Origin of the sequence: Streptomyces acidiscabies (assembly GCF_020010905.1) — a bacterium.
Lineage (GTDB): Bacteria > Actinomycetota > Actinomycetes > Streptomycetales > Streptomycetaceae > Streptomyces > Streptomyces acidiscabies.
Map to the genome: position 1 here is coordinate 1,082,374 of NZ_JAGJBY010000001.1, position 25,940 is coordinate 1,108,313.

General features: G+C 71.3%; 25 protein-coding genes. 6 read left to right on the plus strand and 19 right to left on the minus strand.

The features are described 5' to 3' along the window. Positions 1-25: 25 nt before the first annotated feature. From J8M50_RS05285 to J8M50_RS05315, 7 genes are all read right to left on the minus strand, one after another. The gene (locus J8M50_RS05285) at positions 26-418 is read right to left on the minus strand and encodes a carboxymuconolactone decarboxylase family protein (protein WP_010351137.1); all 393 of its coding nucleotides are present in this window, start codon (positions 416-418) and stop codon (positions 26-28) included. Then, positions 411-1,241 carry an SDR family NAD(P)-dependent oxidoreductase gene (locus tag J8M50_RS05290; RefSeq protein ID WP_010351138.1) on the minus strand — a complete coding sequence of 277 codons (831 nt, stop codon included), beginning with the start codon at positions 1,239-1,241 and terminating at the stop codon, positions 411-413. The genes J8M50_RS05285 and J8M50_RS05290 overlap by 8 nt, the downstream gene beginning before the upstream one ends. After that, positions 1,238-2,473, minus strand: a complete 1,236-nt coding sequence (locus tag J8M50_RS05295; protein ID WP_010351139.1) for a cytochrome P450 — start codon at positions 2,471-2,473, stop codon at positions 1,238-1,240. Before J8M50_RS05295 ends, J8M50_RS05290 begins: the two co-directional genes overlap by 4 nt. Further along, positions 2,470-3,744 (minus strand): NAD(P)/FAD-dependent oxidoreductase, encoded by a 1,275-nt coding sequence (locus tag J8M50_RS05300; protein WP_010351140.1) that lies wholly within the window; start codon positions 3,742-3,744, stop codon positions 2,470-2,472. Before J8M50_RS05300 ends, J8M50_RS05295 begins: the two co-directional genes overlap by 4 nt. A gap of 1 nt (position 3,745) precedes the next feature. Next, complete coding sequence (locus J8M50_RS05305; protein WP_029183483.1) at positions 3,746-3,943, minus strand: ferredoxin; 198 nt, start codon at positions 3,941-3,943, stop codon at positions 3,746-3,748. A gap of 189 nt (positions 3,944-4,132) precedes the next feature. Then, positions 4,133-4,963 carry a phosphotransferase enzyme family protein gene (locus tag J8M50_RS05310; RefSeq protein ID WP_010351142.1) on the minus strand — a complete coding sequence of 277 codons (831 nt, stop codon included), beginning with the start codon at positions 4,961-4,963 and terminating at the stop codon, positions 4,133-4,135. A gap of 562 nt (positions 4,964-5,525) precedes the next feature. After that, complete coding sequence (locus J8M50_RS05315) at positions 5,526-6,644, minus strand: FAD-dependent oxidoreductase (protein WP_010351143.1); 1,119 nt, start codon at positions 6,642-6,644, stop codon at positions 5,526-5,528. A gap of 53 nt (positions 6,645-6,697) precedes the next feature. Here J8M50_RS05315 and J8M50_RS05320 point away from each other — a divergent pair, with 53 nt between their 5' ends. Further along, positions 6,698-7,387 (plus strand): TetR/AcrR family transcriptional regulator, encoded by a 690-nt coding sequence (locus J8M50_RS05320; RefSeq protein ID WP_010351144.1) that lies wholly within the window; start codon positions 6,698-6,700, stop codon positions 7,385-7,387. Here the strand turns inward: J8M50_RS05320 and J8M50_RS05325 are convergent. Continuing rightward, positions 7,377-11,552 (minus strand): nSTAND1 domain-containing NTPase, encoded by a 4,176-nt coding sequence (locus J8M50_RS05325; protein WP_100216668.1) that lies wholly within the window; start codon positions 11,550-11,552, stop codon positions 7,377-7,379. The two genes, J8M50_RS05320 and J8M50_RS05325, sit on opposite strands and share 11 nt — an antisense overlap. Before the next feature lie 72 nt (positions 11,553-11,624). On the opposite strand from J8M50_RS05325, the gene J8M50_RS05330 reads away from it, so the two are divergent. Beyond that, positions 11,625-12,770 (plus strand): acyltransferase family protein, encoded by a 1,146-nt coding sequence (locus J8M50_RS05330; protein ID WP_010351146.1) that lies wholly within the window; start codon positions 11,625-11,627, stop codon positions 12,768-12,770. A gap of 39 nt (positions 12,771-12,809) precedes the next feature. Here the strand turns inward: J8M50_RS05330 and J8M50_RS05335 are convergent, their stop codons facing one another. The 4 genes from J8M50_RS05335 to J8M50_RS05350 all read right to left on the minus strand — a co-directional run bounded on the left by J8M50_RS05335 (position 12,810) and on the right by J8M50_RS05350 (position 15,445). Further along, positions 12,810-13,190 carry a MerR family transcriptional regulator gene (locus J8M50_RS05335; RefSeq protein WP_010351147.1) on the minus strand — a complete coding sequence of 127 codons (381 nt, stop codon included), beginning with the start codon at positions 13,188-13,190 and terminating at the stop codon, positions 12,810-12,812. A 107-nt stretch (positions 13,191-13,297) separates the two neighbouring features. After that, the gene (locus tag J8M50_RS05340) at positions 13,298-14,515 is read right to left on the minus strand and encodes an MDR family NADP-dependent oxidoreductase (RefSeq protein ID WP_010351148.1); all 1,218 of its coding nucleotides are present in this window, start codon (positions 14,513-14,515) and stop codon (positions 13,298-13,300) included. An 80-nt stretch (positions 14,516-14,595) separates the two neighbouring features. Continuing rightward, a complete protein-coding gene (locus J8M50_RS05345) occupies positions 14,596-14,979 on the minus strand; it encodes a winged helix-turn-helix transcriptional regulator (RefSeq protein WP_010351149.1) in 384 nt (127 codons plus the stop codon). A gap of 121 nt (positions 14,980-15,100) precedes the next feature. Further along, a complete protein-coding gene (locus J8M50_RS05350) occupies positions 15,101-15,445 on the minus strand; it encodes a winged helix-turn-helix transcriptional regulator (protein WP_029183485.1) in 345 nt (114 codons plus the stop codon). 35 nt (positions 15,446-15,480) lie between these two features. Here J8M50_RS05350 and J8M50_RS05355 point away from each other — a divergent pair, with 35 nt between their 5' ends. The 3 genes from J8M50_RS05355 to J8M50_RS05365 all read left to right on the plus strand — a co-directional run bounded on the left by J8M50_RS05355 (position 15,481) and on the right by J8M50_RS05365 (position 18,577). Further along, on the plus strand, positions 15,481-16,380 hold the full coding sequence (locus J8M50_RS05355; protein WP_010351151.1) for an NAD(P)-dependent oxidoreductase: 900 nt from the start codon (positions 15,481-15,483) through the stop codon (positions 16,378-16,380). A gap of 93 nt (positions 16,381-16,473) precedes the next feature. Then, a complete protein-coding gene (locus J8M50_RS05360) occupies positions 16,474-17,685 on the plus strand; it encodes an NAD(P)/FAD-dependent oxidoreductase (RefSeq protein ID WP_010351152.1) in 1,212 nt (403 codons plus the stop codon). A 10-nt stretch (positions 17,686-17,695) separates the two neighbouring features. Further along, on the plus strand, positions 17,696-18,577 hold the full coding sequence (locus tag J8M50_RS05365) for an RNA polymerase sigma-70 factor (RefSeq protein WP_010351153.1): 882 nt from the start codon (positions 17,696-17,698) through the stop codon (positions 18,575-18,577). Positions 18,578-18,598: 21 nt separating this feature from the next. Here the strand turns inward: J8M50_RS05365 and J8M50_RS05370 are convergent, their stop codons facing one another. The 7 genes from J8M50_RS05370 to J8M50_RS05400 form a co-directional block, all read right to left on the minus strand. After that, on the minus strand, positions 18,599-19,132 hold the full coding sequence (locus tag J8M50_RS05370; protein ID WP_010351154.1) for a hypothetical protein: 534 nt from the start codon (positions 19,130-19,132) through the stop codon (positions 18,599-18,601). Then, complete coding sequence (locus J8M50_RS05375) at positions 19,116-19,637, minus strand: RNA polymerase sigma factor (protein ID WP_010351155.1); 522 nt, start codon at positions 19,635-19,637, stop codon at positions 19,116-19,118. The genes J8M50_RS05370 and J8M50_RS05375 overlap by 17 nt, the downstream gene beginning before the upstream one ends. 131 nt (positions 19,638-19,768) lie before the next feature. Further along, positions 19,769-20,458, minus strand: a complete 690-nt coding sequence (locus tag J8M50_RS50520; RefSeq protein WP_063748008.1) for a class F sortase — start codon at positions 20,456-20,458, stop codon at positions 19,769-19,771. Beyond that, entirely contained in the window at positions 20,455-20,841 is a 387-nt protein-coding gene (locus J8M50_RS05385) for a GVDTG sorting domain-containing protein (protein WP_029183487.1), read from the minus strand. The genes J8M50_RS50520 and J8M50_RS05385 overlap by 4 nt, the downstream gene beginning before the upstream one ends. A 107-nt stretch (positions 20,842-20,948) precedes the next feature. Beyond that, the gene (locus tag J8M50_RS05390; RefSeq protein ID WP_010351161.1) at positions 20,949-21,335 is read right to left on the minus strand and encodes a luciferase domain-containing protein; all 387 of its coding nucleotides are present in this window, start codon (positions 21,333-21,335) and stop codon (positions 20,949-20,951) included. Positions 21,336-21,503: 168 nt separating this feature from the next. Next, positions 21,504-22,943 carry an NADP-dependent phosphogluconate dehydrogenase gene (gene gnd, locus J8M50_RS05395; RefSeq protein WP_010351162.1) on the minus strand — a complete coding sequence of 480 codons (1,440 nt, stop codon included), beginning with the start codon at positions 22,941-22,943 and terminating at the stop codon, positions 21,504-21,506. An 83-nt stretch (positions 22,944-23,026) separates the two neighbouring features. After that, entirely contained in the window at positions 23,027-24,418 is a 1,392-nt protein-coding gene (locus J8M50_RS05400) for an LCP family protein (protein WP_223786166.1), read from the minus strand. A gap of 190 nt (positions 24,419-24,608) precedes the next feature. Here J8M50_RS05400 and J8M50_RS05405 point away from each other — a divergent pair, with 190 nt between their 5' ends. Continuing rightward, positions 24,609-25,889: a COG1361 family protein gene (locus J8M50_RS05405; protein ID WP_223786167.1), complete on the plus strand. Its 1,281-nt coding sequence runs from the start codon at positions 24,609-24,611 to the stop codon at positions 25,887-25,889. The last annotated feature ends 51 nt before the right edge of the window (positions 25,890-25,940 follow it).

Sequence of the window (25,940 nt, forward strand, 5' to 3'; positions counted from 1 at the left end):
GGGACGGGAAACCGCAGGGCAGGGACTATGCCTCGGCGACAGCCCGGGCCACGGAGGACATCGCCTGGCCCGCCGCCGGGAGGCCGATGTACGGGACCGCCTGGACCACCGCCTCCAGCAGCTCTTCCGCCGTCAGGCCGTTGTTCAGGCCGCCGAGTGCGTGGTTGTGGATCTCCCACTGGTGGCCCTGGGCCATGAGGATGCCCAGCGTGACCAGGCTGCGGCTGCGCCGGTCCAGGCCGGGGCGGGACCAGATCTCGCCGAAGCACTGGTTCAGAGCCAGCCGGGCCAGGTCGGCGCCAGGGCCCTCGCCGTCGGCGTGGGAGGCCAGGTTCTGCCGTAGGAACTCCTCGCCGAACATCTCCCGTACGACCTGTTCGCCGGTGGCTCTGCGGTCAAGAGGCCCGCTGTCATCCATCGCTGTCCTTCCGGTCATGGCCGAGGCGTGGCAGCATGCCCAGCACCGTGGCCGTCGTCGTCCCCGCGTCCACGGGGATCACCGCGCCGGTGATCCACCGCGATTCCGCCCCGGCGAGGAAGAGGACCGCCCAGGCCACGTCCCAGGCGGTGCCCTCCAGGCCGAGCAGGTTGGCCGCGCTGCGCAGCCGTCGTCCCTCCTCCCCGCCGTGATCGCCGATGGGGGTGTGCAGGTGGCCCGGTACGAGGCAGTTGACGCGGATGTTGTCCGGGCCCCAGGCGTACGCCAGGTCGGTGGTCAGCGACTGGAGGGCGCCCTTGCTGGCGCCGTACGCCCCGCTGCCGAAGCCCCGCAGCGCCGCGACGGAGGAGATGTTGACGACGGAGCCGCCACCACCGCGTACGAGGTGGGGGTGGGCCGCACGGGCCACCTGCATGGCGGCGGTGACGTTGAGGGCGAAGACCCGGTCCCAGTCGGCCCGGGTGGCGCCCACCCCGCTCGTACCGGCGTTGTTGACGACCACGTCGATACGCCCGGCCCGGCCTGCGAAGTCGTCGACCGCGGCTCGCGCCGAGGCGTCGTCGGTGATGTCCGCGGTGAGCGTGATCGCCGTACCGCCGTCGGCCTCGATGAGGCTACGGGTGTGCTCGGCCCGCTCGGCGCTGACGTCGAGGATGCCGACGGTGGCGCCCTGGGCGGCGAGGAGCATGGCCGTGGCCGACCCGGTGCCCGGCAGGTCGCCCGCGCCTCCGGCTCCCGTGACCAGGGCCGCCCGGCCCGCCAGCCGGGTGCCGTGGCCGTCGGTGTGCCCGCCGACGCTCACCACGTGACCGGGAGGGACGTGAGGCCGTACACGATGGAGTTCTTCTTGAAGGGCAGCTCGTTCTCGGGGACGGCGAGCCGCAGCCCGGGGATGCGCTCGAAGAGCCGGGGCCAGGCGACCTGCATCTCCACCCGCGCCAGGTTCTGGCCGAGGCACTGGTGGGAGCCGAAGCCGAAGGCCACGTGGTGGCGGGCCCTGCGGCCGATGTCCACCTGGCCGGCGGGGCACTCGCCCTCGCCGCCGCCGAAGGCGCGGGGGTCACGGTTGCCGGCGACCAGGGAGACGATGACTCCCTCGCCCGCGCGTACGAGCTGCCCGCCGACCTCCACGTCCTCGACCGCCACCCGGCGCGGGTCGGTGGAGACGATGCTCCAGTAGCGCAGCATCTCCTCCGCCGCGCCGGGTGCCAGCTCGGGGTGGTCGCGCAGCCGCTCGCGCTGGTCCGGGTTGACGAGCAGGGCCACGGTGCCGAGGCCGAGCATGTTCGCCGAGGTCTCGTGCCCGGCGCCGACCAGGATGGCGACCAGACGGGGCAGCATCTCGGGCGTGAAGCCGTCCGGGCCGGTGTGGTCGGCCAGCAGCCGGCTGACCATGTCGTCGGCGGGCTCCCGGCGCTTGCGCTCGACGAGGGCCGTGTAGTACTCGAACGCCTCGCGCTGGAGCCGCGCGCGTTCCTCGGGGCTGACGTCCAGGTCCGTCCCGGCGTTCGCGTGCTGCTGGAACATGTCGTGGTCCTCGTAGGGGACCCCGAGGATCAGGCAGATGGCGAGGGACGGCAGGGGGAGCGCGAAGTCCTCGACGAAGTCGACCGGGCCGCCCTTGGCGAGCATCCCGTCGATCAGCTCGTCCGTGATCGCGAGCAGCTTCTCGCGCATCGCCTGGGTGCGCTTGACGCTGAACTCCTTGGTGAGCATCTGCCGGAGCCGGGCGTGCTCGGGGTCGTCCAGGCGCAGGAACAGGCCGCCCTGGTGCTCGTCCTGACCGGGGTGGACCAGGGGGAAGCCGGGCTTGCGGACGTCGGCGCTGAAGGAGGGGCTGGAGAGGACGGCTCGGATGTCCTCGTGGCGGGTGGCCAGCCAGTGGCGGGAGCCGTCCCAGATGGTGACCTGGTGCAGGCCGCCGGTCTCGCGGAACTCGGTGTACTTCGCGGGGGCGTCGAAGGGGCAGGTGCGGGGGGCCGGGAAGAAGGGGGGTTCCTCGGTGGCGGCGGACTCGGTGGTGGGGGTGGTCATAGTGCCTTCTCCTGTCGGAGCGTCGGTGCGTCGGCGGTGGTCACGGGCCAAGGGGCGCGGTCGAGTACGGCCGTACGCCAGGTGCGCAGCGCGCGTGCCATCCCGTTGCCGAGCACGCCGTCGACCCGGTGGGGCCGTCCGTCGGCGTCGCGGTGGCCGTAGACGCCCACGAACCGGCCGTCCGCCAGCGAGCCCTCCACCACGGTGAAGGCCATCCGCCGCCCCGTGGCGCCGTAGGACTGGAGCTTCAGGTCGTACTGGTCGGACCAGAAGTAGGGCAGCGAGGGCGGTGCGGTGCTCCCGGCGCCCAGGACGGCGGCTGCGACCGCCCGGCCCTGTTCGGTGGCGGCCAGCCGGTGTTCCGCGCGTACGTGGCGGCCGGTGGTGGGGTCGAGGCGGGCGGCGACGTCGCCGACGGCCCAGAGCTTCGGCGCGACACGGCCGTCCGCGTCGCACAGGACGCCCTCGGCGCCGTCCCGGTGCCGGTCGCCCAGCGGTACGCCGGAGCCCGCCAGCCAGCCGACCGCCGGGCGGGCGCCGACCGCGATGAGGATGGTGGACGCCTCGACTATGGAGCCGTCGTCGAGCGCTACTCCTGCGGCCCGGCCGTTCTCGGCCAGTACCTCGGTGACCCCTGTGCCGCAGCGCAGGTCCACGCCGGCGGCGCGGTGGCGGGCGGCGAGCAGGGTGGCGACCTCGTCGCCGAGGACGTTGGCCAGGGGGAGCGGCAGGGGGTCGATCATCGTGACCGGCACTCCCATGCGCCGGGCCACTGCCGCCGCCTCCGCACCGACGAACCCGGCGCCGACCACGACCAGTCGGCCGCTTCGTTCGAGGGCCGCGCGCAGGCGGAGGGCGTCCGGCAGGTTGCGCAGCACCTGGACGCCGGGGAGGCCCGCGCCCAGGGACGGCGGGTGCACCGCCTGGGCGCCGGTGGCTATGACCAGTGCGTCGTAGGGGAGTTCGCCGCCGTCGGTCAGTCGTACGGTCTCCGAGGCTGTGTCGACGCCGGACGCGGTGGTGGCGGGCAGGTGCGTGATGTCGAGCGCGTCCCACTGGTCCTTCGGGCGCAGGAGCAGGCGGTCGGGCTCCCATTCGCCGGCCAGCAGTTGTTTCGACAGCGGGGGGCGGTCGTAGGGCAGGCCCGGTTCGGCGTCGATCAGCGTGACCGTGCCCGTGTAGCCGCGGCGGCGGGCCTCCTCCGCGAATGCCAGGCCGGCGGCTGAGCCGCCGACCACTACCAGTCGGCGGAGGGCTTCGGGGGCGGGCACCTCAGTGCTCCTCGACGAGGATCGCCGCCGCTGGGCAGACCTGGGCCGCCTCCCGTACGGCGTCGTGGTGGTCCGTCGGGGGGTGGGGGGCCAGGAGGACGACGATGCCATCCTCGTCGCGTTGGTCGAACACGTCCGGGGCTACCAGTACGCATTGGCCTGCGCCGCAGCACTTCGTTTCGTCGACAGTTATTTTCATGCCACTCGACCTTTTCCGGTGACCGCATGGTGGGGGCGCGGTTGCGCCCCCTGTTGCCTGACAGTCGTCACCTTACGGATGTCAGTTTGCGGTGACAAGATCGCCGGGGCCGGGGTGAGTGAGGTTTCGGTGAGGATGGGCGGGACGCCGGGCGGTGTCGGGTCGTGGGCCGGGGCGTGGGCCGGGGCGTCACTTCAGCAGGGCGGTTCTGAACGTCTCGCGGTGGTCCGCCAGCCAGGTCTGTACGCGGTCCCAGCGGGCCCAGCCGCCGCGTTCCGTCAGGGCCTGGAGGTAGACGGGGTCGCCGGTGGTCACGCGGTGGGTGACGAAGGTGCGGCAGACGGCGGTGGCCTGTTCGACTACGGCGGGGAGGTCGGCGCGGTCCTCGGGCGAGAGGCCGTAGCCGTCGGCGAGGGTGCGTAGGCGTGCGGGTGCGTCCAGGTCGGTGGGGTAGTGGGTGGCTGCCGATACGGGGTCGAGTAGGGGTACCCAGTAGCGGGCGGTCATGGCTACGTCCCAGAGGGGGCGGCCCGGGGCGGCCAGGTCGAAGTCGATCAGGGCGGTGGCGCGGCCGTCGCGGAAGACGACGTTCTCCGGGCATACGTCGTTGTGGCACAGCATGGTTCCGCCCTCGGGGTCGGCGAGGTCCGGGGGCCATTCGGCTTGGGGGTCTATCGGGATGGCTGCGCTGCTGTTGTGCAGGCGGCGGAGGAGGTGGCCTACGGATGCGAGGGCGGGGCTCGTCATCGTGTGGGCGGGGAATGGGGGGAGGGGGACGTCTCCGGGGATGAAGGTGAGGTGTTCGCGGCCGTTTTCGGTGAGGCGGAGGGGGGTTGGGGCTGCGTCGAAGCCGTGGGTTTTCAGGGCGTGGAGGTAGGTGTGGAGGGCGGGGGCGTTGGGTGGTGCTGGGCGGTCCACCAGGGCGCCGTGGCGGAAGACGGCACCTGCGTTGGCCATGCCGCCGGTCAGGGGTCTGGCCTCGGGTGTCGTGCTGGTCGGCTCCTCGTGGTCGGTTGTCATACCGGTTGGAGCTGCTCTGTCTTCAGCCGTCATGTCGACCGGTTTCCCGCCCTCGGTTGTCATACCGGGCACGCTAGCGCCGTACGTTTCCTGCGTGGCCTGGGGATTTCGGCGGGGCGGGGGCCCGAGGCTGGGGCGGGGGTGAAGGGCTACTGCGGCGGGACTGTGCACTGTGCCGGACGGCTGGGTGTGGCCCGCCGCAGACTTCTGCTGTCACCGGCCAGCGCTCCGTCCTCGGTTGTCATACCGGTCACGCTAGCGGCGTACGTTCCCTGCGCGGCTTGGGAACTTCGGCGGGGTGGGCACCCGAGGCCGGTGCGGGGTTGGAGGGCTGTCGCGGCGGCTGTGTCGGACCGTGCTGGGCTGTGCCGGGCTGTGCCGGACGGCTGGATGCGGCTCGCCGCAGGCTTCTGCCGCCCTTGGACGCGTGGCTCTTCAGTGGCGACCCCGCGATGGGTGGTGCGTGCGGGGGAAACTGGCACCCTCGGGCGCGCGGCTCTTCGGTGGCGCCGCCGCGATGGGTGGGGCGGGGGAAGCTGCCGTCCCTCGGACGCGTGGTTCTTCAGGACGGCTGGACCCTGGCGAAGTGGGCGACGGCCTCCATGGGGTCCGGGCTGACCAGGCGTTCCAGGCCCGTCGTCGTGATGTGGGCCCACTTCGCGGCCCGTTCCCACATGCGGAGTTCGAAGGCGCGGACGGCCGAGTCGAGGTCGTCCGTCATGAGGGACTCCGCCAGTTCCGCGCCCTCCAGCATGGCGAGGTTCGCGCCCGCGCCGAGGGGTGGCATCAGGTGGGCCGCGTCACCCAGGAGAGTTACGCCGGGGGTGTGGGGCCAGGTGTGGGAGACGGGGAGGGTGTGGAAGGGGCGGTGGGTGAAGGTCGTGCCTCGGCGCAGGAGGTCGAGGAGGGAGGGGGACCAGCCGGAGAAGAGGGTCAGGAGTGCTGTGCGGAGGGACTCCGTGTCGGCGGGGTCGAGGTGGGTGTGCCAGTCTTCCGGTGCGCGGAATTTCGCGTACACCTTGACCTGGCCTGTGCTGTTGCGCTGGGCGACGAGGGAGCGGTTCGGGCCGTACGCCGCGAGGGAGCCGTCGCCGATGAGGTGGGCGAGGTCGTCGTCGAGGGACGTCTCGACCGAGGTCACCCCTGTGTAGTACGGGGTGACGGGCGAGACGGCGGGCCGGGTGCGGGACCAGGCGCCGTCCGCGCCGACGACGAGGTCGTACGTCTCGTGCCGACCGTCCGCGAAATGGACCCGCCCTGGTACTACCCGGGTACCCCTCAGGTCTCCCTGGACACCCGGCTCCACCCGTGTCACCTCCCGCCCCCACTGGACGTCGAGCGGCCCCAGCAGCAGATCGCGGAGCTGGCCGCGGTCGATCTCGGGGTTGGCGCGGTCGTCCGGGCGGGGACGCCAGTCGCGCAGGACCGTGCCGTCGGGGGAGAGGATGCGCATGGCCTGGGCCTCGGGACGGGACAGCGCCTCGAACTCCGGCAGCAACCCCGCCTTGGACAGGGCGAGTTGACCCATCCCGGCGTGGAGATCCAGCATGCCGCCCGGGGGACGCGCGTCGGGCGAGGGATCGCGTTCGAGGACCGTGACGGCATGGTCGTACCCGTGTAGTACCCGCGCGAAGGTGAGCCCGGCGGGCCCGGCTCCGACGACGGCGATACGTTGTCTCATGTCAATACACTGTATTTTCACGATGCGCCGTATCGCAACCGTACGATGTGGCCATGACTGTCTGGGACCGCCCCGATCCCCCCACCCGCCCCGCCCCCCTGGACCGCGAGCGGATCGTCACCGCGGCGATCGCGCTGGCGGACGAGGGTGGGTTGGAGGCGGTGTCGCTGCGGAAGGTTGCTGCGCGGCTGAATGCGGGGCCGATGAGGTTGTACGGCTACATCGCGACGAAGGAGGAGCTGTACGACCTCATGGTGGACGAGGTCCATGCGGAGATCGTCCCCGGCACCGAGCAGCCCCCCGGCGACTGGCGCGAAGCGCTGCGTACGCTCGCCCACCGCACCCGCCGTACGGCCCTCCGCCACGAATGGCTCGCCGACCTCCTCGGCGGACGCCCCACCCTGGGCCCCCACGGCCTCGCCGTGACCGAGGCCAAACTCGCCGCCCTCGACGGCCACGCGGACATCGACACCGCCCTGCGCGCGGTGGAGACGATCAGCGCGTACGTCACCGGCGCACTCCGGCGCGAGATCGCGCACCTGCGCGCCGAGCGCGCCACGGGGCTGACCGACGCCGACTGGCAGCGCGCATCGGGCCCGCACGTGATGAACATGCTGGCCACGGGCCGTTTCCCGGCACTGACCAAGGCCGTGCACGACGGCACGGAGATCGACGCGGAGACGACCTTCACGACCGGCCTCGACTGGGTCCTAGACGCGGTCGCCACGCACCTCACCCGCTGACGGCTTCCCGAATCTCGCGCATCGCCCGCGCCGGGTCGGGCAGATCGACGTCCCACAACTCGACGGAGTTTCCCACCACGACGGCGAGGGTACGGCCGTCCGGACTGAACTCCGGGGTCGCGTACGAGCGGGTCGGCAGGGTACGGCGGGGGCGCCCCGTGGCGAGATCCCAGAGGTGGACCGCGCCGGGTTCGCCGGTGGCGAGGGTACGACCGTCGGGGCTGAAGGCGGGGGAAACGGCCTGGTCACCGGCGTCGAAGGTGTGCTGGAGGCGGCCGGTGCGGGGGTCCCGGATCTGCACGGTCCCCGTGTCGCCGCTCGCGGCGGCGAGGGTGCGGCCGTCGGGGCTGAACGCGATGGAGAGGGAACCGCCGATGCTCAGGTCGAGGGTGTGGCGGGTGCGGCCGGTCGTGGTGTCGAGGAGGGTGAGGCGTTCGCTGCGGGGGTGGATGGTGACGAGGGCGAGTTCGCGGCCGTCCGGGGTGAAGGCCATGGTTCTGAGGGTGTGGTGGTCGCCGGTGCGGATGGTTCTCAGCGTGTCGGTCGACAGGTGCCAGATCTGTACGGTGCCGTCCGGGCCGACGGCGCCGAGCCGGGTGCCGTCGGGGCTGAAGGCGATTTTGTCCACGGGGCCGAGGCGTCGGCTGTGGAGGAGGCGGCCGGTGGTGAGGTCGCGGACTTCGATCACGCCGTTGCCGACGCTGCGGGAGACGAGGGCGCGGCCGTCGGGGGTGAAGCCGAGGGCGGTGCCCCCGGAGGCTGGGCCGGTGTTGAGGGCTGTGGTTTTGCGGACGGTGGTTCCGGTCTCCCGGGGGCGCGTCGAGGGTTCGTCGAGCATCGACAGGGGTACGAGGGCGACGGTTCCGGCATCCCGGGGCTGAACTGGGGGTTCGCCGGGCGTCGACGCGGGTACGAGTGCGCTGGCCCTCACATCCCAGAGCTGCGCCGAACCGTCGCCGGGCATCGGCGTGGCCCTCTCCGAAACCGTCGCCACCGCCCGCCCACCCGGCCCGAACGCCAAGTCCGCGACGTACGTTCCGACAGCCCCGTACAGAGTGGCCCTCGGACGCTCCGCCGACCAGCGCTGCACGCGAACGCTCGGGTCCAGGTTGGTGCTGGTGACCAGCGTGCCGTCCGGGCCGAGGGCGATCTCCATGAGCCCGCGCCCGTGGTGCCCGGCGGTCAGCGAGGCCAGCGCCGCACCGGACACGGCGTCCCAGATCCGTACGGTGTCCCCCGGCCCGGCGACGGCGAGGGTCCGCCCGTCCGGCGCGAACGCTGGGCGCCCGCCGGTGCCGAGGGTGCGCCGCAGGGCCCCGGTCGCCACGTCCCGCAGCTCCACCGAACCGCCGTCGGGGGTGATCGAGTACGTCTGCCCGTCCGGGCTGAAGACCACCTCGGCCCTTGTCCAGCCCTCGTGGACGGCCACGGTCCGCCCGGTGGCGACGTCCCACACCCGTACGCCCCCGTCGAGACCGGCCGCCGCGACGGTACGCCCACCGGGCCCGAACGCGACGGCCTCCGGATCGCGGAGCCCGGCGAGGGGCTTGCGGAGGCGACCGGTGCCGGTGTCCCAGAGACGTACGCCCGCCGGGGAGGCGACGGCGAGAGTACGACCGTGGAAGTCCATGCCGCGTACGTAACCATCCCTGATGGCAAGGGAGTTGACCTTCTCGCCGGTGGCCGGGTCCCACAGGCCGATCTCCGCACCGGCGACGGCGAGGACGCGTCCGTCGGGGCTGAACACCATGCTCCTGGTGCCGCCGAGACCGGCGAGCGTGTGCCGGAGCCTGCCGCCGGGCAGGTCCCGGATCTGTACGGTGCCGTCCGCGTCGTAGGCCGCGAGGGTCCGTCCGTCCGGGCTGAGGGCGATGGCCTGCACGGGCCGCTTGCCACCGACGAGCCGCTGCCGCAACGGCAACGAGGCGGCGGCGTACAGCGCCTCGGTCGCCTCCCGGGTGGCCGCCGTGCGGTACGCCCGCACGGCGAGCAACGCGGCCCGATCCGGGTCCGACCTCAGCAACGCCCCTGACTGCGCGGCCAGTTGCCGCGACTCGGCAAGCCGCTGCGCCCCGACGGCACTCCGCCACTGCCCCACGGCGAGCCCGGTACCGAGGAGGGCGAGACAGAGGGCGGAGACGACGGAGAGGAGAACGAGCCGGGACCGACGACGGCCACGGTGGGCGTGGTTGAGGCTGGCGTCGAGGAAGGAGCGTTCTATGAGGGTGAGTTCGGGGTGGTTGGTGGCGGCGGGGGGTGTGGGCTTGTGGTTGGGCGGGGTGGGGTGGTTGGTGGTGGCCGGGGGCGAGTGGTTGCCGTTGGTCGGGGCGACGCGGTCGGTGGTGGCGGGGGCCGAGTGCGTGTCGTTGGCCGGGGTGGTGCGGTTCGTGTCGGCCGGGGCAGTCGACTTCCCGTCGGCCGGTGCCGCGTGTTTTACGTTGGCCAGCTCTGCGCGGTGTGTGTCAGCCGGGGTGGAGTGCTTGTCGTCGGTCAGCTCCGCGCGGTGCGAGTTGGCCGGGGTGGAATGCTTCCCGGCGGTCAGCTTCGTGCTGGCCGGGACAGCCGGCTCCTCGCACTGCCCGCGCTCCCCGTCGGTCGGCGTCGCGTGCTTTACGCCGGTCAGCTCCGCGCAGTGCGTATCGGCCGGCGTCGTCAGCTCCCCGCGCTCCCTGTCCGCCAGCTTTCCGCGCCCCGCACCGGCCAACTCCCCGCGTTTCCAGCCCAGAAGCCTCCCGAACCCCCCACCGATCAGCCCCCTGCTCCCCGTCCCCCCGAAGTACTCCTGCGCAGCGGCCAGCCGACTCCCCCGATACAACGCCCCCTTCTCGCACCCCAGTTCTGCCCAAGCACCCGCCGCCACCGTCAACTCCCGCTGCACCCGCAGCCGTTCACGGTCCTCCTCGATCCACCCCCGCAGCCGGGGCCAGGCCGTGATCAGTGCCTCGTGGGCCAGCTCGACGGTGTCGCCGTCCAGCGTGAGCAGACGTGCCCCGGTCAGTGCCTCCAGGACGGGACCCGTATCGCCGGGGAGTTCGGTGCGCTGCACAGGGCGGCGCGTGTCGGGTACGCCGTCGCCGGGCTCGATCAGCCGCAGCAACACCCGGCGTGCGGTGGCCGCTTGGGCCTCGGTGAAACCGGAGTGGACCCGCTCGGCGGTCCGTGTGATCGCCCCGTCCAGGCGGCCCGCCGCCTCGTACCCCGCCAGGGTCAGTGTCTTGCCCCGCCGCAACCGCCACGTCTCCAGCAACGCGTGGGACAGCAAGGGCAGTCCACCCGGCGCCCCGGCGACCTCCTCGACCAACCGGCTCGTGAGGGCACGTTCGACGGTCAGCCCGCTCGCGGTGGCCGGCTTGACCACGGCGTCCCGCAGTTCGGCCGGACTCATCGCACCGGCAAGCAGGTTGGCGTCCCGCAACGCCTCCGCGAGCCCCCGGTGTTCGGCGCACCGGCCGTAGAAGTCACCGCGGACGGCGAGCAACACCCGCACCCCGCTGCCGGGTTGGCGCGCGGTCAGCAACATCTCGATGAACCGGTCCCGTTCGGCGACATCCCGGCAGAGAGTGAACACCTCCTCGAACTGGTCGACGATCACGTACGTCTCCGGCCCTGCCGGCGTGAGGAGCTGAGCGTGTGTGCGGGCGGGACGCTCGCCCGGCGTCAGAATGCGGATCGCGGACGGACGAGGATCCCGGGCCCGCCGCAGCACAGGGATCAACCCGGCCCGCAGCAGAGAGGACTTACCGCTGCCGGAGGCCCCGAAGACCGCGGCGAACCGGCGACGGCTCAACAACTCGACGAGATCAGCGGTGAGTTGCTCACGCCCGAAGAACAGGGCGCTGTCGTCGGGCTCGTACCGGGCGAGCCCTCGGTAAGGCGGGGCGGAACCGTCGTCCGGGGGCACGTCCTCAGCGGCCTCCCGCCAACGTGCCTCCCACCAAGCCGAGTTGCCCCCACAGGCCCGCACATACGCCAGCACCACCGGCAACGTGGGTAACTGCTCCCCACCCGCCGCCCGCGACAACGTGGTCACCGAGTAGCCCGCCCGCAGGGCGAGTTCACGGTAGGTGACCCCATCCGTCTCCGCCCGCAGCTTGCGCAACTCGAACGCGAACCGCTGCACCGGACCCGCCGCCGGATCGACCGGCACCTCTTTCCGCCCTGCCACGGCCTCAACCCCCCATTGTTCGGACCCCGTCGGGGCGCTGCCCAACAATGCGCCGCCCGCTGGACTCGGAGCATGAAACCCTCACGGTCGGCCTGGCTGGACGCACTGCGCGGCATCGCCGCACTCGTCGTGGTCTTCGACCACTCGTCGTACACGTTCCTGCCTGAAGTACGGCGGGAGTTGATGCCCGAGTTCAACACCAGCCGCTACGGCATCATGGTGTTCTTCCTGGTGAGCGGATACCTCATCCCCGCGTCACTCGAACGCCGAGGCCACGTACGAGAGTTCTGGATCGGCAGGATCTTCCGCGTGTACCCGCTGTGGGCGGTGGTCGTCGCCGCACTCCTCGCCCTGCACCTCGCGGGCGTCGCGGGGATACGCGAACTCGACGGCCAGAGCGTCTACTTGACCGCCCTCGCGCACGTCACGATGCTCCAGGAACTCCTCGGTACCCCCAACCTCCTGCTCGTCCTGTGGACCCTCTCCTACGAGATGTCCTTCTACCTGCTGGTCGTCGCCCTCTTCACGCTCCGCCTCCACCGGCACTCGGGAACGATCGCCGTCTTCTTCGCGGTGGCGAGTGTGGTGGCGGGGGCCACGGTGCCGGCCTCCGCGCTGTCCGGCGCGGTCGGCAGGGGGCCGCTGATCGTGTGCGCCTCGGTCGCCATGGTCGTTGCGATCTGCTGCGCGAACGCCTGGGCGCGGGTCCTGGGCGGCGCCCTGGGCCTCGTACTGATCGCCCTCAACGGCACCGTCCCGACGTGGGAAGGGCTCGTGATCCTCGCCGTGATGTTCCTCGGCACGGCCATCTACCGTGCTGGGTGGGGCAGTTGGCGCGTCGCCCTGGTGGTCGTCGGCTGTGCGGTGGGGAGTTCGTACGCGTACGGCTCCGCGCCGCGCGGGTGGATCACCGCGTTCCTGCTCGCCGTACTCACCTTCGGCGTCGGACTGGCATCGCGCCGACGCCGTACGCCTCGGGTGCTGGCCGGGTTGGGGACGGTGAGTTACTCGGTCTACCTCGTGCATCCGCTGCTGCTCGCGGTGATCGACGGGACGGTCGGGCGGCGGCGCGAGGACAGTTGGCTGCTCGAAGTGGCCTTCTGTGCGGTGCTGTTGCCGGTGTGCGTGCTGACGTACCGGTACGTCGAGGTGCCGGGGCAGGAGTGGGGGCGCGCGCTGGCGCGGCGTATGCGGTCACGGTGGCCGACCGAGGCCTGAGAGGTAGTTCTCAGGTAGGGGCACCCTGGGAGCTACCCCTCAGGTACGGGTCCGCCCCGCCGCCTCCCTGAGTCCGTCCCGCAGCCGTGTGAGTCGGGCGATGTCCGCGTCGAGCGCGGCGATGCGGCGGTCCACGACGGTTGCGCCGGCGACGCCGGGTTCCGCTGCCGCCGGGTCGCAGGGGCGCTGCGGGGTCGTGGCGAGGAGCGGCAGGCGGTCGGCGATGGTGTGCAGGTCCTCCACGGTCAGGCCGAGCGCGAGGAGTTCGCGGACGACGCGCAGGACGGCCAAGTCGGTGGGTGTGTAGTCGCGTTGGCCGGAGGGCGTGCGGTGCGGGGGCGGGAGGAGGCCGCGTTGTTCGTAGAAGCGCAGGGCTCGGGGTGTCGTACCCACGGCTGCCGCCGCGTCGCCGATCCGCATGTGCATGCCTCCCGTTGACCCAGTGGCCCGCCGGCCTGCGGACTCGTAGCGCCGCCAGCTCGCGGACTCGCAGTGCCGCCGCCCCGCCGCTCCCCCGGACGGGACCCTCACTCGTACAGCCCCGGCGTCAACTCCACCACAGCCGTGCCGAATTGCTGCCCCTCGATCAGGTTCCGCAAAGCCTGCGGGGCCTGGTCGATGCCCGGCGTCCGGGTGAGGGGGAACTGTATCTCGCCGGCCCGCAGCCACGCGGCGAACCGTCCGGTCCACTCCGCCTCGACGTCAGGGTGGTCGACGCCGAGGTACCCCCTCAGGGACACCCCCTTGAGAATGACCCGGAACGAGTCGACCTCTACCGGCGCACTCCCCCCGGCCCCCTCCTCCGCGAACTGCCCCGACAACGCCCCCACCAACGCGAACCGGGCCCCGTGCCGGGCCACGTCCAACGCCCCGGCGAGCTGCGCCCCGCCCACGGTGTCGACGACGACATCGACACCGTCCGGCGCGGCCTTGGCGAGCTGCGCGGCGAACTCCCTGTACCCCGCCCGGGAGTTGCCCCGCGTGGCGCCGTCGGCGTCGTACCTCGACTTTCCGGAACCCGTACCGGGGTTGACCCGCAAGGACTCCCCGGAACCCACAGTGGAGTTGCCCCGCCAGGACCCGTCGGTCACGACGGCATCGTGAGCCAACTCCCCAGACTCCGCGCCAGAGTTGCCCCGCCACGACCCGCCGGTCACAACAGCGTCGTACCCCAACTCCCCGACCAACCGCTCAGCCTTCCACGCCGACCCCGTCGTACCGATCACCCGCCCCGCGCCCAGCAGCCGAGCGATCTGCCCCGCCAGCGAACCGACCCCGCCCGCCGCGCCGGTGACGAGGACGGTGTCGCCCTCGCGGACCCCGGTGAGCCGGGTCAGTGCGCCGTACGCCGCCCCGCCGGAGGAGAGTTGGGCGACGGGGTCGGGGAAGCCGGGGTCGACGGGGGTGCACTGGTCCATGGGGACGAGTGCGTGTTCGCGCCAGCCGAGGGGGTGGGCGACGAGGTCGCCGGGGCGCAGGGGGCTGTCGTCGGGGGCGTGGAGGACCTCGCCGAGGGCCGGTCCGTACAGCGTGTCGCCGGGGTGCAGGACAGGGACGGGCGTGTCCTGCGCGGTGCCGCCGAGGAGCGTACGGAGGCCGCCGAAGACGAGGAAGTAGTGGTTGCGGACGAGGAGTTGGGAGCCGGTGGGAGCGGGGAGGGGAGTGTCGACGACGGTGAGGTCGCCGGGGACGGGAAGTCCCCGGGGAGTGGTGGCGAGGCGGACTTCGCGGGTGATCGAGGGCATCAAGGGGGTCTCCTCAGGCAGTGGGCGCGGAGACGGTAAACCCTGACGCGGGGGTCAAAGGCAAGCCCCCGTACGGGACTTCACCCCTCGAACCGCCCCCGCGCCTCCTCGATGTCCCCCAGATACGTCTGCGTCCACCCGCACAGCAGATCCACCGTCGCCCGCAGCGCCCGCCCCGGCTCGGTGAGCGTGTACTCGACGCGCGGTGGAATCGTCGGGTGGACCGTCCGCGCCACCAGCCCGTTCCGCTCCAGCATCCGCACGTTCTGGGTCAGCACCTTGTGGCTGATCCCCTCGACCTCGTCCCTCAACTCGCTGAACCTCAGGGTCCGTTCACCGAGGGCCTCGATGACCAGCAGCGCCCACTTGTTGGCCACGTCCGAGAAGATCTCCCGCGCGAGCGAGTCCGCGCGGCGGAGGTCGGCGTGTTCGGGCAGATCCTTGAGCTCGTGCCTGGTTCCCATCAAGTCCTCTGCTTTTTCCGGGTGCTGGGCCGTCCCACCATGGTCGCCGAGTTCCAGGCACCCACAAAAAAGTGGGTACTTGGCGGCGGGCAGCGGGCCGGGCGAGGCTGATCACCGGCGGTCAGGACGGCCGCCCGGACATCCTCTCCAGCCGCCGGTAACCCCAATCGGCAAGCGGGGAAAGGGCCTTGGAGAGGTCGTAGCCGAAGGGAGTCAGGGAGTACTCGGTCTTCAGCGGCAGTACGTCGTGTACTTCCCGGTGCACCAGCCCGTCCGCCTCCATCTCGCGCAGCGCCTGCGTCAGCACCTTCTCGCTGAGGCCGGGTGACCGCCGACGGAGTTCACCGGGGCGGTGCGGCCCCGACTCCAGCAGCCAGAGCAGGCGCGTCTTCCACTTGCCGTCGATCACGGAGATCGCGGCGGTCACTCCGCAGACGTTCGTGTCCCGGGCGCGGCTGCGCGTCATGTCCACCCCGTTCATCTCACCAAGGAATCGAACTCATGCCCGACATCACGGACCAGTCTGTCACCGTACTCGGCCTGGGGCCGATGGGCCGCGCCCTCGCCGGCGCGTTCCTCGACGCCGGTATCCATACGACCGTGTGGAACCGAACCCCGGGCAGGGAACGGGAGTTGGCCGCACGCGGAGCCGTCGGCGCGGCGACCGTGGAGGAGGCGGTCGCCGCGAGCCCGCTGACCGTCGTCTGCGTGGTGAACTACGACGCCGCGGACACGTTCCTCCGGCGCGAGCCGGTCGCCGCCGCGCTCCGGGGACGTACGGTGGTGAACCTGAGCGCCGACACCCCCGAGCGGGCCCGCGAGTCCGCCAACTGGGCCTCCGTACAAGGGATTTCCTACCTGGACGGCGCGATCATGACCCAGAACACGGTCATCGGCACCCCGGCCGGCGTGTTCCTCTACTCGGGTCCCACCGATCTCTACGCCCAACACCGCCCCGTACTCGACGCGTTGAACGGCACCCACACCCACCTCGGCGACGAGATCGGCCGCGCCGCGGCGTACGACATCGCTCTCCTCGACATCTTCTGGACCACGATGGCGGGTTACGCCCACGGCCTGGCCCTGGCCCGGGCGGAAGGCATCAAGGCGAGCGACCTGGCCCCGTTCGCGGCGGGCATCTCCCACATCCTCCCGGCCATCTTCACCCAGACGGCCACCGAAACGGACACGGACGACTTCACCGGCTCCGGCACCGACAACCCGGCCACCTCCGCCGCCTCCACGATGTCCCACATCATCCAGACCTCCGAACTCCACGGCATAGACGCGTCCTTGATGCGAGCGGCACTGTCCCTGACCGACAGAGTCATCACCCTCGGCCACGGCACGGACGGCTTCATGCGCGCGGCCGAGGTGCTGGGCAGGGACGTAGGCGCCTAGGGTCGACCCGGAGCTGTGAGCTGCGTCACGGCTGTCACAACCTTCGTGCACCCGGTGTCTTGATGCCGAACCCCTTGGAGCGGAGGAGAGACAGTGAACGGGAACATCGAAGTGGTCGTGGTGGGTGGCGGGTACGCCGGGGTCATGGCGGCGAACAGGCTGATGAAGCGTGGTGACGTCGCCGTGACGCTGGTCAACCCGCGGCCGGAGTTCGTGCAGCGGATCAGGCTGCACCAGTTGGCGGCGGGCACGCACGACGCGGTCGTGGAGTACGGCAAGGTACTGAACGCCAGGGTGCGGCTGCTGGTGGACTCGGTCACCCGAATCGACGCCGCCGAAAGGCAGTTGGCGACCAGCAACAGCGGCACCCTCTCGTACGACTACCTCGTGTACGCCGTGGGCAGCGCGGGTGCCGGTCAACACACCCCCGGCGTAAGGGAGTTCGCCCACCCGCTCGCCACCCTGGAGGACGCCGCCGAGCTGAAGGCGCTCCTCACCGCCCGCCCCGACACCCCGGTCACCGTGGTCGGCGGCGGCGCCACCGGCATCGAGATGGCGGCCGAACTCGCGGAACAGGGACGGAAGTCGACGCTGATCTGCGGCGGAGTACTCAACCCCTACCTGCACCCGAAGGCCCGCCACACGGTGATGGCGCAGCTGACGGCCCTGGGCGTGACCGTCCTCGAAGGCGCGAGCGCGATGGAGGTCACCGAGCACGCCGTACGGCTCGAAGACGGTACGGAGATCCCGAGCGAACTCACCGTCTGGACAACGGGTTTCGGCGTCCCCGACCTCGCGAAGCGCAGCGGCCTCTCCACCGACGCCCTCGGCAGGCTCCTCACGGACGACACCCTGACGAGCGTGGACGACGACAGGATCGTCGCGGCGGGCGACTCGGCGGCGCCGGCGGGACAGCCGTACCGCATGGGCTGCCAGTCGGCGGTCCAACTCGGCCCGCAGGCGGCGGAGACGGTGCTGAGCAGGATCGGGGAAGCCCAACCCGCCCCGGTGAAGGTGGCGTTCGCGGGCCAGTGCATCAGCCTGGGCCGCAGGACCGGCATCTTCCAGTTCTCGCAGCGCGACGACACGGCGAAGAAACTGCACGTCTCGGGCCGCACCGGAGGCCGCGTCAAGGAATTCGTGTGCCGTGGCACGGTATGGCAACTCACCATGGAGGCAAAGAAGTTCAAGACCCCCGCAACACCCGCCTCCGCAGCACTCAACTCCGCAGCGCCCGCCCCCGCGAGCCCCACCCCCGAAGCCCCCGCGCACCCCGACAACACCCCCGCCGCAACCGCCCGTTGAAAGAGACACGATGACCGACCCGGCCACCGACGCCTTCGTCGCCCACCGCAACCTCCTCTTCACGGTCGCCTACGAGATGCTCGGCTCCGCCGCCGACGCCGAAGACGTCCTCCAGGAAACCTGGTTGAGATGGGTGAAGGTCGACCTGGACGAGGTGCGCGACCAACGCGCGTACCTCGTCCGGATCACCACCCGCCAAGCCCTCAACCGCCTGCGCACCCTGTCGAGAAGAAGGGAGTCGTACGTCGGCCCCTGGCTCCCGGAACCCCTGCTCACCGCCCCGGACGTCGCACAGGACGCCGAACTCGCGGAGAGCATGTCGATGGCGCTGATGCTGGTCCTGGAGACCCTGTCGCCGACGGAACGCGCGGTGTTCGTCCTGCGCGAGGTCTTCGACGTGCCGTACGACGAGATCGCGGCGGCCGTCGACAAGTCCCCCGCCGCCGTACGGCAGATCGCGCACCGAGCCCGACAGCACGTGGACGCCCGCCGCCCCCGGCAGACGGTCTCGCCGGGGGAGACCCGCGCGGCGGTGGATGCGTTCCGCGCGGCGCTCGACTCGGGTGACCCGCAAGGCCTGTTGGACGTCCTCGCCCCGGACGTCGTCCTGCTCACGGACGGCGGCGGCATCAAACAGGCCGCGCGCGTACCGGTGTTGGGCCCGGAGAAGATCATCCGCTTCATCTTCGCCACCCAGGCGAAGAACGGCGTACTCACCTCCCACCCCACGCTCGTCAACGGCGCCCCGGCGCTGGCGCTGCACCTGGACGGCGAGTTGGACGGCGTGATCGCGTTCAGGATCGCCGACTCCCTGATCGACGGCATGTATTACGTCCGCAACCCGGAGAAGCTGACCGGCTTCACCACGGGAGCCCCGATCGGCCTCCCGTAGGGAGCCCCGGCACGCGGGGTGTCAGGGTCGCCGCCCGACCGGGGCCGTCGTGGGAACGGCGGAGGGAGCCAGCGACTCCTCCGAGGACTTCTCCGGGACCGGGGACCTGTCCACGGACGTCGTCGGATCCACCGCCGACGGCGACGGCGACACGTCCCGCACCGCTGGCTCCGAGGCCGAGGTGTCCGGCGCCGAAGGCCGCCGCGTCGAGTCCCTCACCAGCGGCTCCGTCTCTGCCGCCGTCGACGGACTGGGCGTGGGCGCCGTACGGTCCGTGAGCGACGGACCGGCCGTCGGCGCCGGCGCCATCGGCGGAGCCTTCCGCGCCGGAGGCGACGAGGACGACGACGCGATGGGCAGCGCGATCAGCAGCGCCGCCGCACAGGTCGCCGTCGCCGCCAGCACCGTACGCGCCTTGCGCCGCCGGGACTTGCGGCGCAGCGCCGTGAAGTGGCCCGGCGGAGGCGGGAGATGGGACGCCGGGGGTCGCAACAGCTCGACGAGCGGGTCGTCTTGGCGCCCGCTGCCGTCGTCGGCGTCAAAGCGTGTGGTCAAGGCTTCTCCTCAGGTGGGCGCGGAGCAGCTCGCGGGCCGCGTGGAGGTCGGCCTTGACGGTTCCCTCCTTGCGTCCGGTCAGGGCGGACACCTGCCGGATCGGCATGTCAGCGTAGTAGTGGAGCAGGATCGGGACGCGCAGCCGCTCGGGCAGCGACTGCACGAGCAGCATGACCGACGGATCGCCCTGCTCCTGCGCGGGCCGCAGCGCCTCCTCGGTCCGCGCCCGCCGCATCGCCCGGCGCTCCCGCTCGACCTTCCGCCAGTGGTCCCGGACCAGGTTCGCGGCGGTGACGTACAGGAAACCCTGCGGCTCCTCGACCTTCGTCCACCGCGACCACAGGCGCGTGAACGCCTCCGACGCGACCTCGTGCGCGGTCTCGTCGTCGTCCACGAGCCGCCGGCACCAGCCCGCGAGACGTGGGTACAGCGCCGCGAACAGCTCCGACGCGGCCTCGTCACGGGAACGTGCGCGAGACCGGGTGAGGGATCGGGGGCGTTTCAACGCTCTCCAGGGGATGTGAGGGGTAGGTCCGGGGAGGGAGCCGGGTGGGAGGACGGTGGTACTAGGGGTAGGGGTTGCGTCATACCCGTACGACGCAACCCCCGGCGCCCGCTCTCCTCCCACCCCGCCCCTCATCCCCGCTTCAGCTCCGCGAACACGATCACGTTGTCGGCGTATCCCTCGCCGGTACGGCTCCCCCCGCACGTGATCAGCCGCAGCTCGGGCCGCGCGGTATCGCCGTACACCTCCTGGGTGGGGAACGCCGACTTCGCGACCGTCCGTACCGCCGTGACCCGGAACACCGGTTCCCGCCCGTCGGCGAGCCGCGTGACGACCTCGTCCCCGCGCCTCAGCTCGGACAGGCGCCGGAAGACCCCGTCCCCGTACTTCCCGACGGTGACGTGCCCGAGGATCACGGACGGCCCGGTCTGCCCCGGCGAGGGCGAGTGGCGGTACCACCCCGCCTGGTCGTGCGCGACGACCGGCGGTACGGCGACCGTGCCGTCCGAGGCGAGACCGAGGGAGAGCAGCGAGGTGTCGACCCCGATCGAGGGCACCTTGAGAGCTACGGGTACGAGCCCGGCGCGACCGCCGGCACGAGAGGAACCGGACGGCGTAGTACCCGTAGTACCAGCGCCACCCGCCCCCGAAGTGCCCCCGGCCCCGCCGCCTCCCGAGGTGCTCGGACGACCGTCCCCCGCGGCCTGAACCTTCCCCGGGGAACCGTCCGACACCCTCACCCCCTCCCCGCTCGACCCGCACCCCACGAGCAGCGCCCCCAGCCCCACCACGGCGAACCCCCGCCTGGACAGCACGGTCACTCCCCGGTCGCCCGCCGACGCCGTACGACGACGAAGGCGCCACCGGCGAGCAGGACGGCCCCGGTGCCGGCGCCTACGAGGGCCGTGGACGACGACGATCCGGACCCCGAGGACTCACCGACACCCGTGTCGGCGGCCCCCCTCGGCACGACCGACACCTGACCGGAGTCCCTGGCAGGCGCCGTGGTCGGCTCCAGGACGCTCGGCACCGCGCTCGGCTCACTCGGCGCCTTCGTCGAGTCCCCGGCACTCGGCGCGGTGCTCGGCGCCTCGGCGGCGGTCGGCACCGGTGACGGAGTCGCGGCAGCCGCCGCCCCCGCGCCGGTCAGTACGACTACACCCGAGAGGACCAGGGCCCCCAGCACACCACGAGTACGACGCATCCGTTCGCTCTCCTTCTTCGGTCCACCCGGGCGGGGTGGAATCGAGCGGAGAGACGAGACAGGGGGAGGGTCAGTTGTAAAGAGAAGGCAAAGTCATATCGGCCTCGTCAGACGAACGGTTCGTCCCTCGGTACGAGCATCACCCGGTGCAGATTGCAGCGGGGGCCCTCCTCCTCAGGTATGGCCGCCTGGTGGGCCTGGAGAGCCATGCTGACGAGACTGATCAGGAGGTCGACGTCCGAGTCGCAGTCCAGGTGGACCGTGACCCAACGGGAGCCGGGGAGCAGGCGGATGGCCGTGGAGGCGCGCAGATCACGGGAGATCCGGTGAATGGCCTGGCCGGTCAGGTGGAGGTCCACCTCGTGCGCGGAGTGGAAGTGAACGATCTCGCTGTGCGCGGAACGCAGGGCGGGACCCGTACCGCACGCGGCAGTCACCGTCGTGAGGTCGGGCCAGCTCGCCAGGCGTTCATGGGCGCGCTCGGCCGGTGTCATGCTCCCATCGTCGCCGGATAACCGCCCCGCTACCAGAGGTTGAGTGTTCCGTAACCTCCCCGTGAGGTGAAAAAGAACGGAGGGCCACGGTCCGCTCGCGTTCCGTGGCCCAATAGTCCCTCGTCACGCACCAGTTACGGGGCGTAGTCCTCAGGTATTACCCGGGTACTACTCGTCGGTCTCGGGCCGCTCGGCGTCCGCCCAGTGCGTGTGGAACGCGCCCGGCTTGTCCACCCGGCCGTACGTGTGGGCCCCGAAGTAGTCCCGCTGCCCCTGGAGCAGCGCGGCGGGCAGGCGCTCGGCGCGCAGGGTGTCGTAGTACGAGAGAGCTGCGGAGAAGGCCGGTACGGGGATGCCCCGGCGAGCGGCCGTCGCGACGATCTCCCGCCACGGGACCTGCGCGTCCGTGATCTCCTGCGTGAACTCCTTCTCGGTCAACAGCGAGACCAGCGCGGCGTCTTGGGCGTACGCGGCGCGGATGCGGTCGAGGAAGGAGGCGCGGATGATGCAGCCGCCCCGCCAGATGCGGGCGACGGCGGCGAGGTCGATGTCCCAGCCGTACTCCTTCGCCGCGTCCTGGATCATCGTCCATCCCTGGTCGTACGCGATCACCTTGGAGGCGTACAGGGCGTTCTCCACCTGCGAGGCGAACCGTGCGGCCTCGGTGCGCGACAGTGGCGGGGTGGTGCCGCCCGGCAGGCCCCGGTACGCCGCGCGCAGCGCGGTCTGTCCCGACGCGGCCCGCGCGAAGGTCGCCTGCGCGATCGCCGTCACCGGGGAGGCGAGGTCCAGCGCGGTCTGCACGGTCCAGCGGCCGGTGCCCTTCTGTCCGGCGCGGTCCACGACGACGTCGACGAACGGTCCGCCGGTCAACGCGTCGGTGTGGCCCAGGACTTCGGCCGTGATCTCGATCAGGTACGACCCCAGGCGACCCTGGTTCCACTCCTGGAAGATGCCCGCGATCTCGGCGGGCTCGTACCCGCCGACCTGCCGCAGCAGGTCGTACGCCTCCGCGATGAGCTGCATGTCGGCGTACTCGATGCCGTTGTGCACCATCTTCACGAAGTGCCCGGCACCGTCGGCGCCGATGTGCGTCGCACAGGGCTCGCCGTCGACCTTCGCGCTGATCGCCTCGAACATCGGGCCCAGCACGGCGTACGACTCCGGCGACCCGCCCGGCATGATCGACGGCCCGTGCAACGCGCCCTCCTCACCGCCGGAGACGCCAACACCCACGAAATGGATGCCCTGTTCGCGCAGCGCGGCTTCCCGGCGCCGGGTGTCCGCGAAGTGCGCGTTACCCCCGTCGATGATCATGTCGCCCGGCTCCAGCAACGGCGCGAACTCCGAGATCACCGCATCCGTCGCCTCCCCCGCCTGCACCATCAGCATCAGCCGCCGAGGCCGCTCCAGCGCCGCGACGAACTCCTCAGCGCTCTCGGCGGGGACGAAGTCCCCTTCGTGGCCGAACTCCTCGATGAGCGCACGGGTCCGCCCGGCGCTCCGGTTGTGGACGGCGACCGTGTACCCGTGCCGCGCGAAGTTGCGCGCCAGGTTGCGGCCCATGACCCCGAGGCCGGTGACGCCGATCGATGCGGATGCGCTCATGTGTGGTACCTGTCCCCTGCGTGGAGGTGAGTCCGTCACCGTCAAGTACGCACGTGGGGCGGCTCTTTCTCGATGGAGCCGGGTCAGTACATGTCGTCGACCCTGAGGTCGGGCCCGACGACGAGGTTCACCACGCCCGCGGACGCCTTCCCGGACGCCGTCGCCGTCACCTTCCCGCCGAGCCGCGTGGCGAGGGCGCGCGCGCCGGTGTCGTCCGCGCCCTGGGCGTACTGGACGGCCGACTTGCCGACGTTCGAGGGCGCGTTGCCGGTGGAAACGACCGTGAAACCGTTTTCCTTGAGTTTCTGCGCGACGGCGGCGGCCCGCCCGGGCACCCCGGTGCCGTTGAGGACGCGGACCTTCACCGACGACGTGTACACGAGGTTCTTCGTCTTCGCGGTCAGCGCGTCCTTCGTCGTCTCCTGGTCCTTGGCCAGCGAGGTGAACAGGTCGGCGGCCTGCGGGTACTGCCAGACGACGTTGGCCTTGTCGGTCGGAACGTCCGCCTCGCGCGGGTAGTTGGGGACCGTGAGGAAGGCGAGCCGGTCGCTGGGGATGCCCTTCAGCTCGGACGCGAGCGCGTACAGCGGCTTGATGCCGGCCATCTCTTTGTCCGCGGTCAGCGATTTCGTCGCCGAGTTGAGGAAGCCGTACATCGCATCCGGGCTCGTCAGCTTCGACTTGGCCTTCTTCGCGAGCGCGTCCATGAACTCCTGCTGGCGGCCGATGCGTCCGATGTCGGAGTTGTCGCCGACGCCGTAGCGCGCCCGGACGTAGCCGAGGGACGTCTCGCCGTCGATGGTCTGGCAGCCCGCCGGAAGTTTCAACTTGGCCTTGGGGGAGTCGATCGCGGTCTTCGGGCACACCTCGATGCCGTCCAGCGCGTCGACCATCCCCTTGAAGCCGGAGAAGTCGATGGACATGAAGTGGTCGATGCGCAGACCGGTGTTCTCCTCGACGGTCTTTATCGAGCAGGCCGCCGCGCCCGCGACCTCACCGCTCGTGCCGCCCAGCGCGAACGCCTCGTTGATCTTGAAGTGGTGTTCCTTCGACTTGGTCCCATCTCCCTTGTCGCAGACGGGAATCCGGACCCACGAGTCGCGCGGGAACGACAGGACCGACGCCCACTTGCGGTCGGCCGGGATGTGCAGGACGAGCAGCGTGTCCGACTGCATCGTCGTCAGGTCCTTGCTGTTGCCGTAGCCGGAGTTGGCGCCCTCACGGCTGTCGGAACCGACGATCATGATGTTCTTCGAGCCCGGACTGAGGTTCTCGGGCCGGTCGCCGCCGAGCTTGTCGTCGACGTCCGCGGAGGTGATGTTGCCGTTCAGCTGCTGGTAGATCCAGGTCCCGGCCCCCGCGACCCCCAGCACGCCGACGCACAGGACACCGGCGCTCCAGGCCAGCACCCGCCCACGCCGGGTCAGGCGGACATCCGCCTTGCGCTTTCCCACGCCGTTCCTCCGCTCCCCCATGCTCGTATCGAGGCTCCGCCTCCACCTGGCGCGGACACCCCACACACAACAGACGACCCAGCCATCAGGTTCCGTTGCCCATCGGATGACCAATTCTTTTCCAGTACGTCCGCTACCGCACGTCCCGTTCAGCTCATCCGCCTCTTACGATGATCGACTGCCACGCAATACTGATCAACAGGGGGACTGGATGAACTCGGCACGTTTCAGACGATTCGGTATGTACGGCGCCGTCGCCGCGTCGCTCGTGCTCGCCGCGTCGGCGGTCGCACCGGCTCAAGCCGACGAGCAGACCGACCAGTTGTGGGTCAACGCACCGACGGACCGGCCGGTGACGGTCGCGCCCGCCTCGGGGGAGGCGCTGACCCAGACGATCCCGGTGGGGCTGTACCACGACAACGGCAACTTCACGGTGAGTGACGGGAAGTTGACGGTCGACGTCTCCGGACTCGCCGGTGTGGCCGAGGTGTTGTGGCCGTCGAACTGCGTGCCGAGCGGGACGAGCGCGGTGTGCGACGCCGGGGACGTGCCGGTCCTCCGCGCCGGGTTCGTGCCCCAAGTGACGCTGAAGATCCGGGCGTTGGCCGGAGCGGCGGCCGGTGCGACCGGCCGTATCTCGTACGGCGCCGAGGCGACCGGCGGTCCCGACGGGACGCTCGTCGCACCCGCCGACTCCTTCACGACGGACGTCACCGTCGGTACGGGACCGGACCTGAGTGTCCCGACTCCCGCCGATCTCACGGGAGTTCAGCCCGGGACGACCGTCGACGCGCCGTTCAGCATCACCAACCACGGTGACCAGGCCGCGAACGGGTTCACCGTCCAGATGTGGACGTCGTACGGGCTCGACCTCGCGACGGCGTACCCGCAGTGCACGTCCGAGGACATCGACGGCTTCCTCGTCCACTACACCTGCGCGTTCGACACGGTCGTCCAGCCGGGCGAGACGGTCGGGCTCCCGCAGCCGCTGAAGGTCACCGTCACGCCGCACGCCCTCGACGAGCGGTTCGACTTCTCCGTCGACACGGCCTCCGGGCAGACCGACTTGCAGCCCTCCGACAACGGCACGGGCTGGCAGCTCCGCGCGGACAACACGGCGGACTTCGCGGTCTCCGGGACCTACGAGGGCGGGGCGGCCGGGGAGACCGTCGGCCTCACCGCACGGCTCACGGACAACGGGCCCGCCTGGGCCGCCAACATCCGCTCCGGCGACCCGGTGGCCGTCCTCGACGTGACGCTGCCCGCCGGGACCAGCGCGGTGAGCGTGCCGGACCGGTGCACGCCGCACGGGGCCGGGTACGCCTGCGAGTTGGGGATCATGATCAAGCCGGGGGAGAGCGCCGCCTTCCCGTTCACGGTGCGGGTCGACAGTGTCGTACCCGGTGCGAAGGGGAGCGTGTCGGCGCGGCCGTCGTACGGCACGGGGTTCTCGTTCGACCCCGACTCCTCGAACAACTCGGCTGAGTTCTAAAGGCAATTGGTAAGACAGTTGGGGCTGTAAAAAACAGTTGGGGCACCCTGG

What these genes read in the sequence shown, in the direction of transcription:
- J8M50_RS05385 (WP_029183487.1), bottom strand. Translation starts at nt 20,841, where the DNA reads ATGCGTCGTACTCGTGGTGTGCTGGGGGCCCTGGTCCTCTCGGGTGTA.
- J8M50_RS05295 (WP_010351139.1), bottom strand. Translation starts at nt 2,473, where the DNA reads ATGACCACCCCCACCACCGAGTCCGCCGCCACCGAGGAACCCCCCTTC.
- J8M50_RS05340 (WP_010351148.1), bottom strand. Translation starts at nt 14,515, where the DNA reads ATGCCCTCGATCACCCGCGAAGTCCGCCTCGCCACCACTCCCCGGGGA.
- J8M50_RS05285 (WP_010351137.1), bottom strand. Translation starts at nt 418, where the DNA reads ATGGATGACAGCGGGCCTCTTGACCGCAGAGCCACCGGCGAACAGGTC.
- J8M50_RS05405 (WP_223786167.1), top strand. Translation starts at nt 24,609, where the DNA reads ATGAACTCGGCACGTTTCAGACGATTCGGTATGTACGGCGCCGTCGCC.
- J8M50_RS05365 (WP_010351153.1), top strand. Translation starts at nt 17,696, where the DNA reads ATGACCGACCCGGCCACCGACGCCTTCGTCGCCCACCGCAACCTCCTC.
- J8M50_RS05315 (WP_010351143.1), bottom strand. Translation starts at nt 6,644, where the DNA reads ATGAGACAACGTATCGCCGTCGTCGGAGCCGGGCCCGCCGGGCTCACC.
- J8M50_RS05310 (WP_010351142.1), bottom strand. Translation starts at nt 4,963, where the DNA reads ATGACAACCGACCACGAGGAGCCGACCAGCACGACACCCGAGGCCAGA.
- J8M50_RS05400 (WP_223786166.1), bottom strand. Translation starts at nt 24,418, where the DNA reads ATGGGGGAGCGGAGGAACGGCGTGGGAAAGCGCAAGGCGGATGTCCGC.
- gnd (WP_010351162.1), bottom strand. Translation starts at nt 22,943, where the DNA reads ATGAGCGCATCCGCATCGATCGGCGTCACCGGCCTCGGGGTCATGGGC.
- J8M50_RS05320 (WP_010351144.1), top strand. Translation starts at nt 6,698, where the DNA reads ATGACTGTCTGGGACCGCCCCGATCCCCCCACCCGCCCCGCCCCCCTG.
- J8M50_RS05350 (WP_029183485.1), bottom strand. Translation starts at nt 15,445, where the DNA reads ATGACGCGCAGCCGCGCCCGGGACACGAACGTCTGCGGAGTGACCGCC.
- J8M50_RS05355 (WP_010351151.1), top strand. Translation starts at nt 15,481, where the DNA reads ATGCCCGACATCACGGACCAGTCTGTCACCGTACTCGGCCTGGGGCCG.
- J8M50_RS05305 (WP_029183483.1), bottom strand. Translation starts at nt 3,943, where the DNA reads ATGAAAATAACTGTCGACGAAACGAAGTGCTGCGGCGCAGGCCAATGC.
- J8M50_RS05390 (WP_010351161.1), bottom strand. Translation starts at nt 21,335, where the DNA reads ATGACACCGGCCGAGCGCGCCCATGAACGCCTGGCGAGCTGGCCCGAC.
- J8M50_RS05345 (WP_010351149.1), bottom strand. Translation starts at nt 14,979, where the DNA reads ATGGGAACCAGGCACGAGCTCAAGGATCTGCCCGAACACGCCGACCTC.
- J8M50_RS05330 (WP_010351146.1), top strand. Translation starts at nt 11,625, where the DNA reads ATGAAACCCTCACGGTCGGCCTGGCTGGACGCACTGCGCGGCATCGCC.
- J8M50_RS05335 (WP_010351147.1), bottom strand. Translation starts at nt 13,190, where the DNA reads ATGCGGATCGGCGACGCGGCGGCAGCCGTGGGTACGACACCCCGAGCC.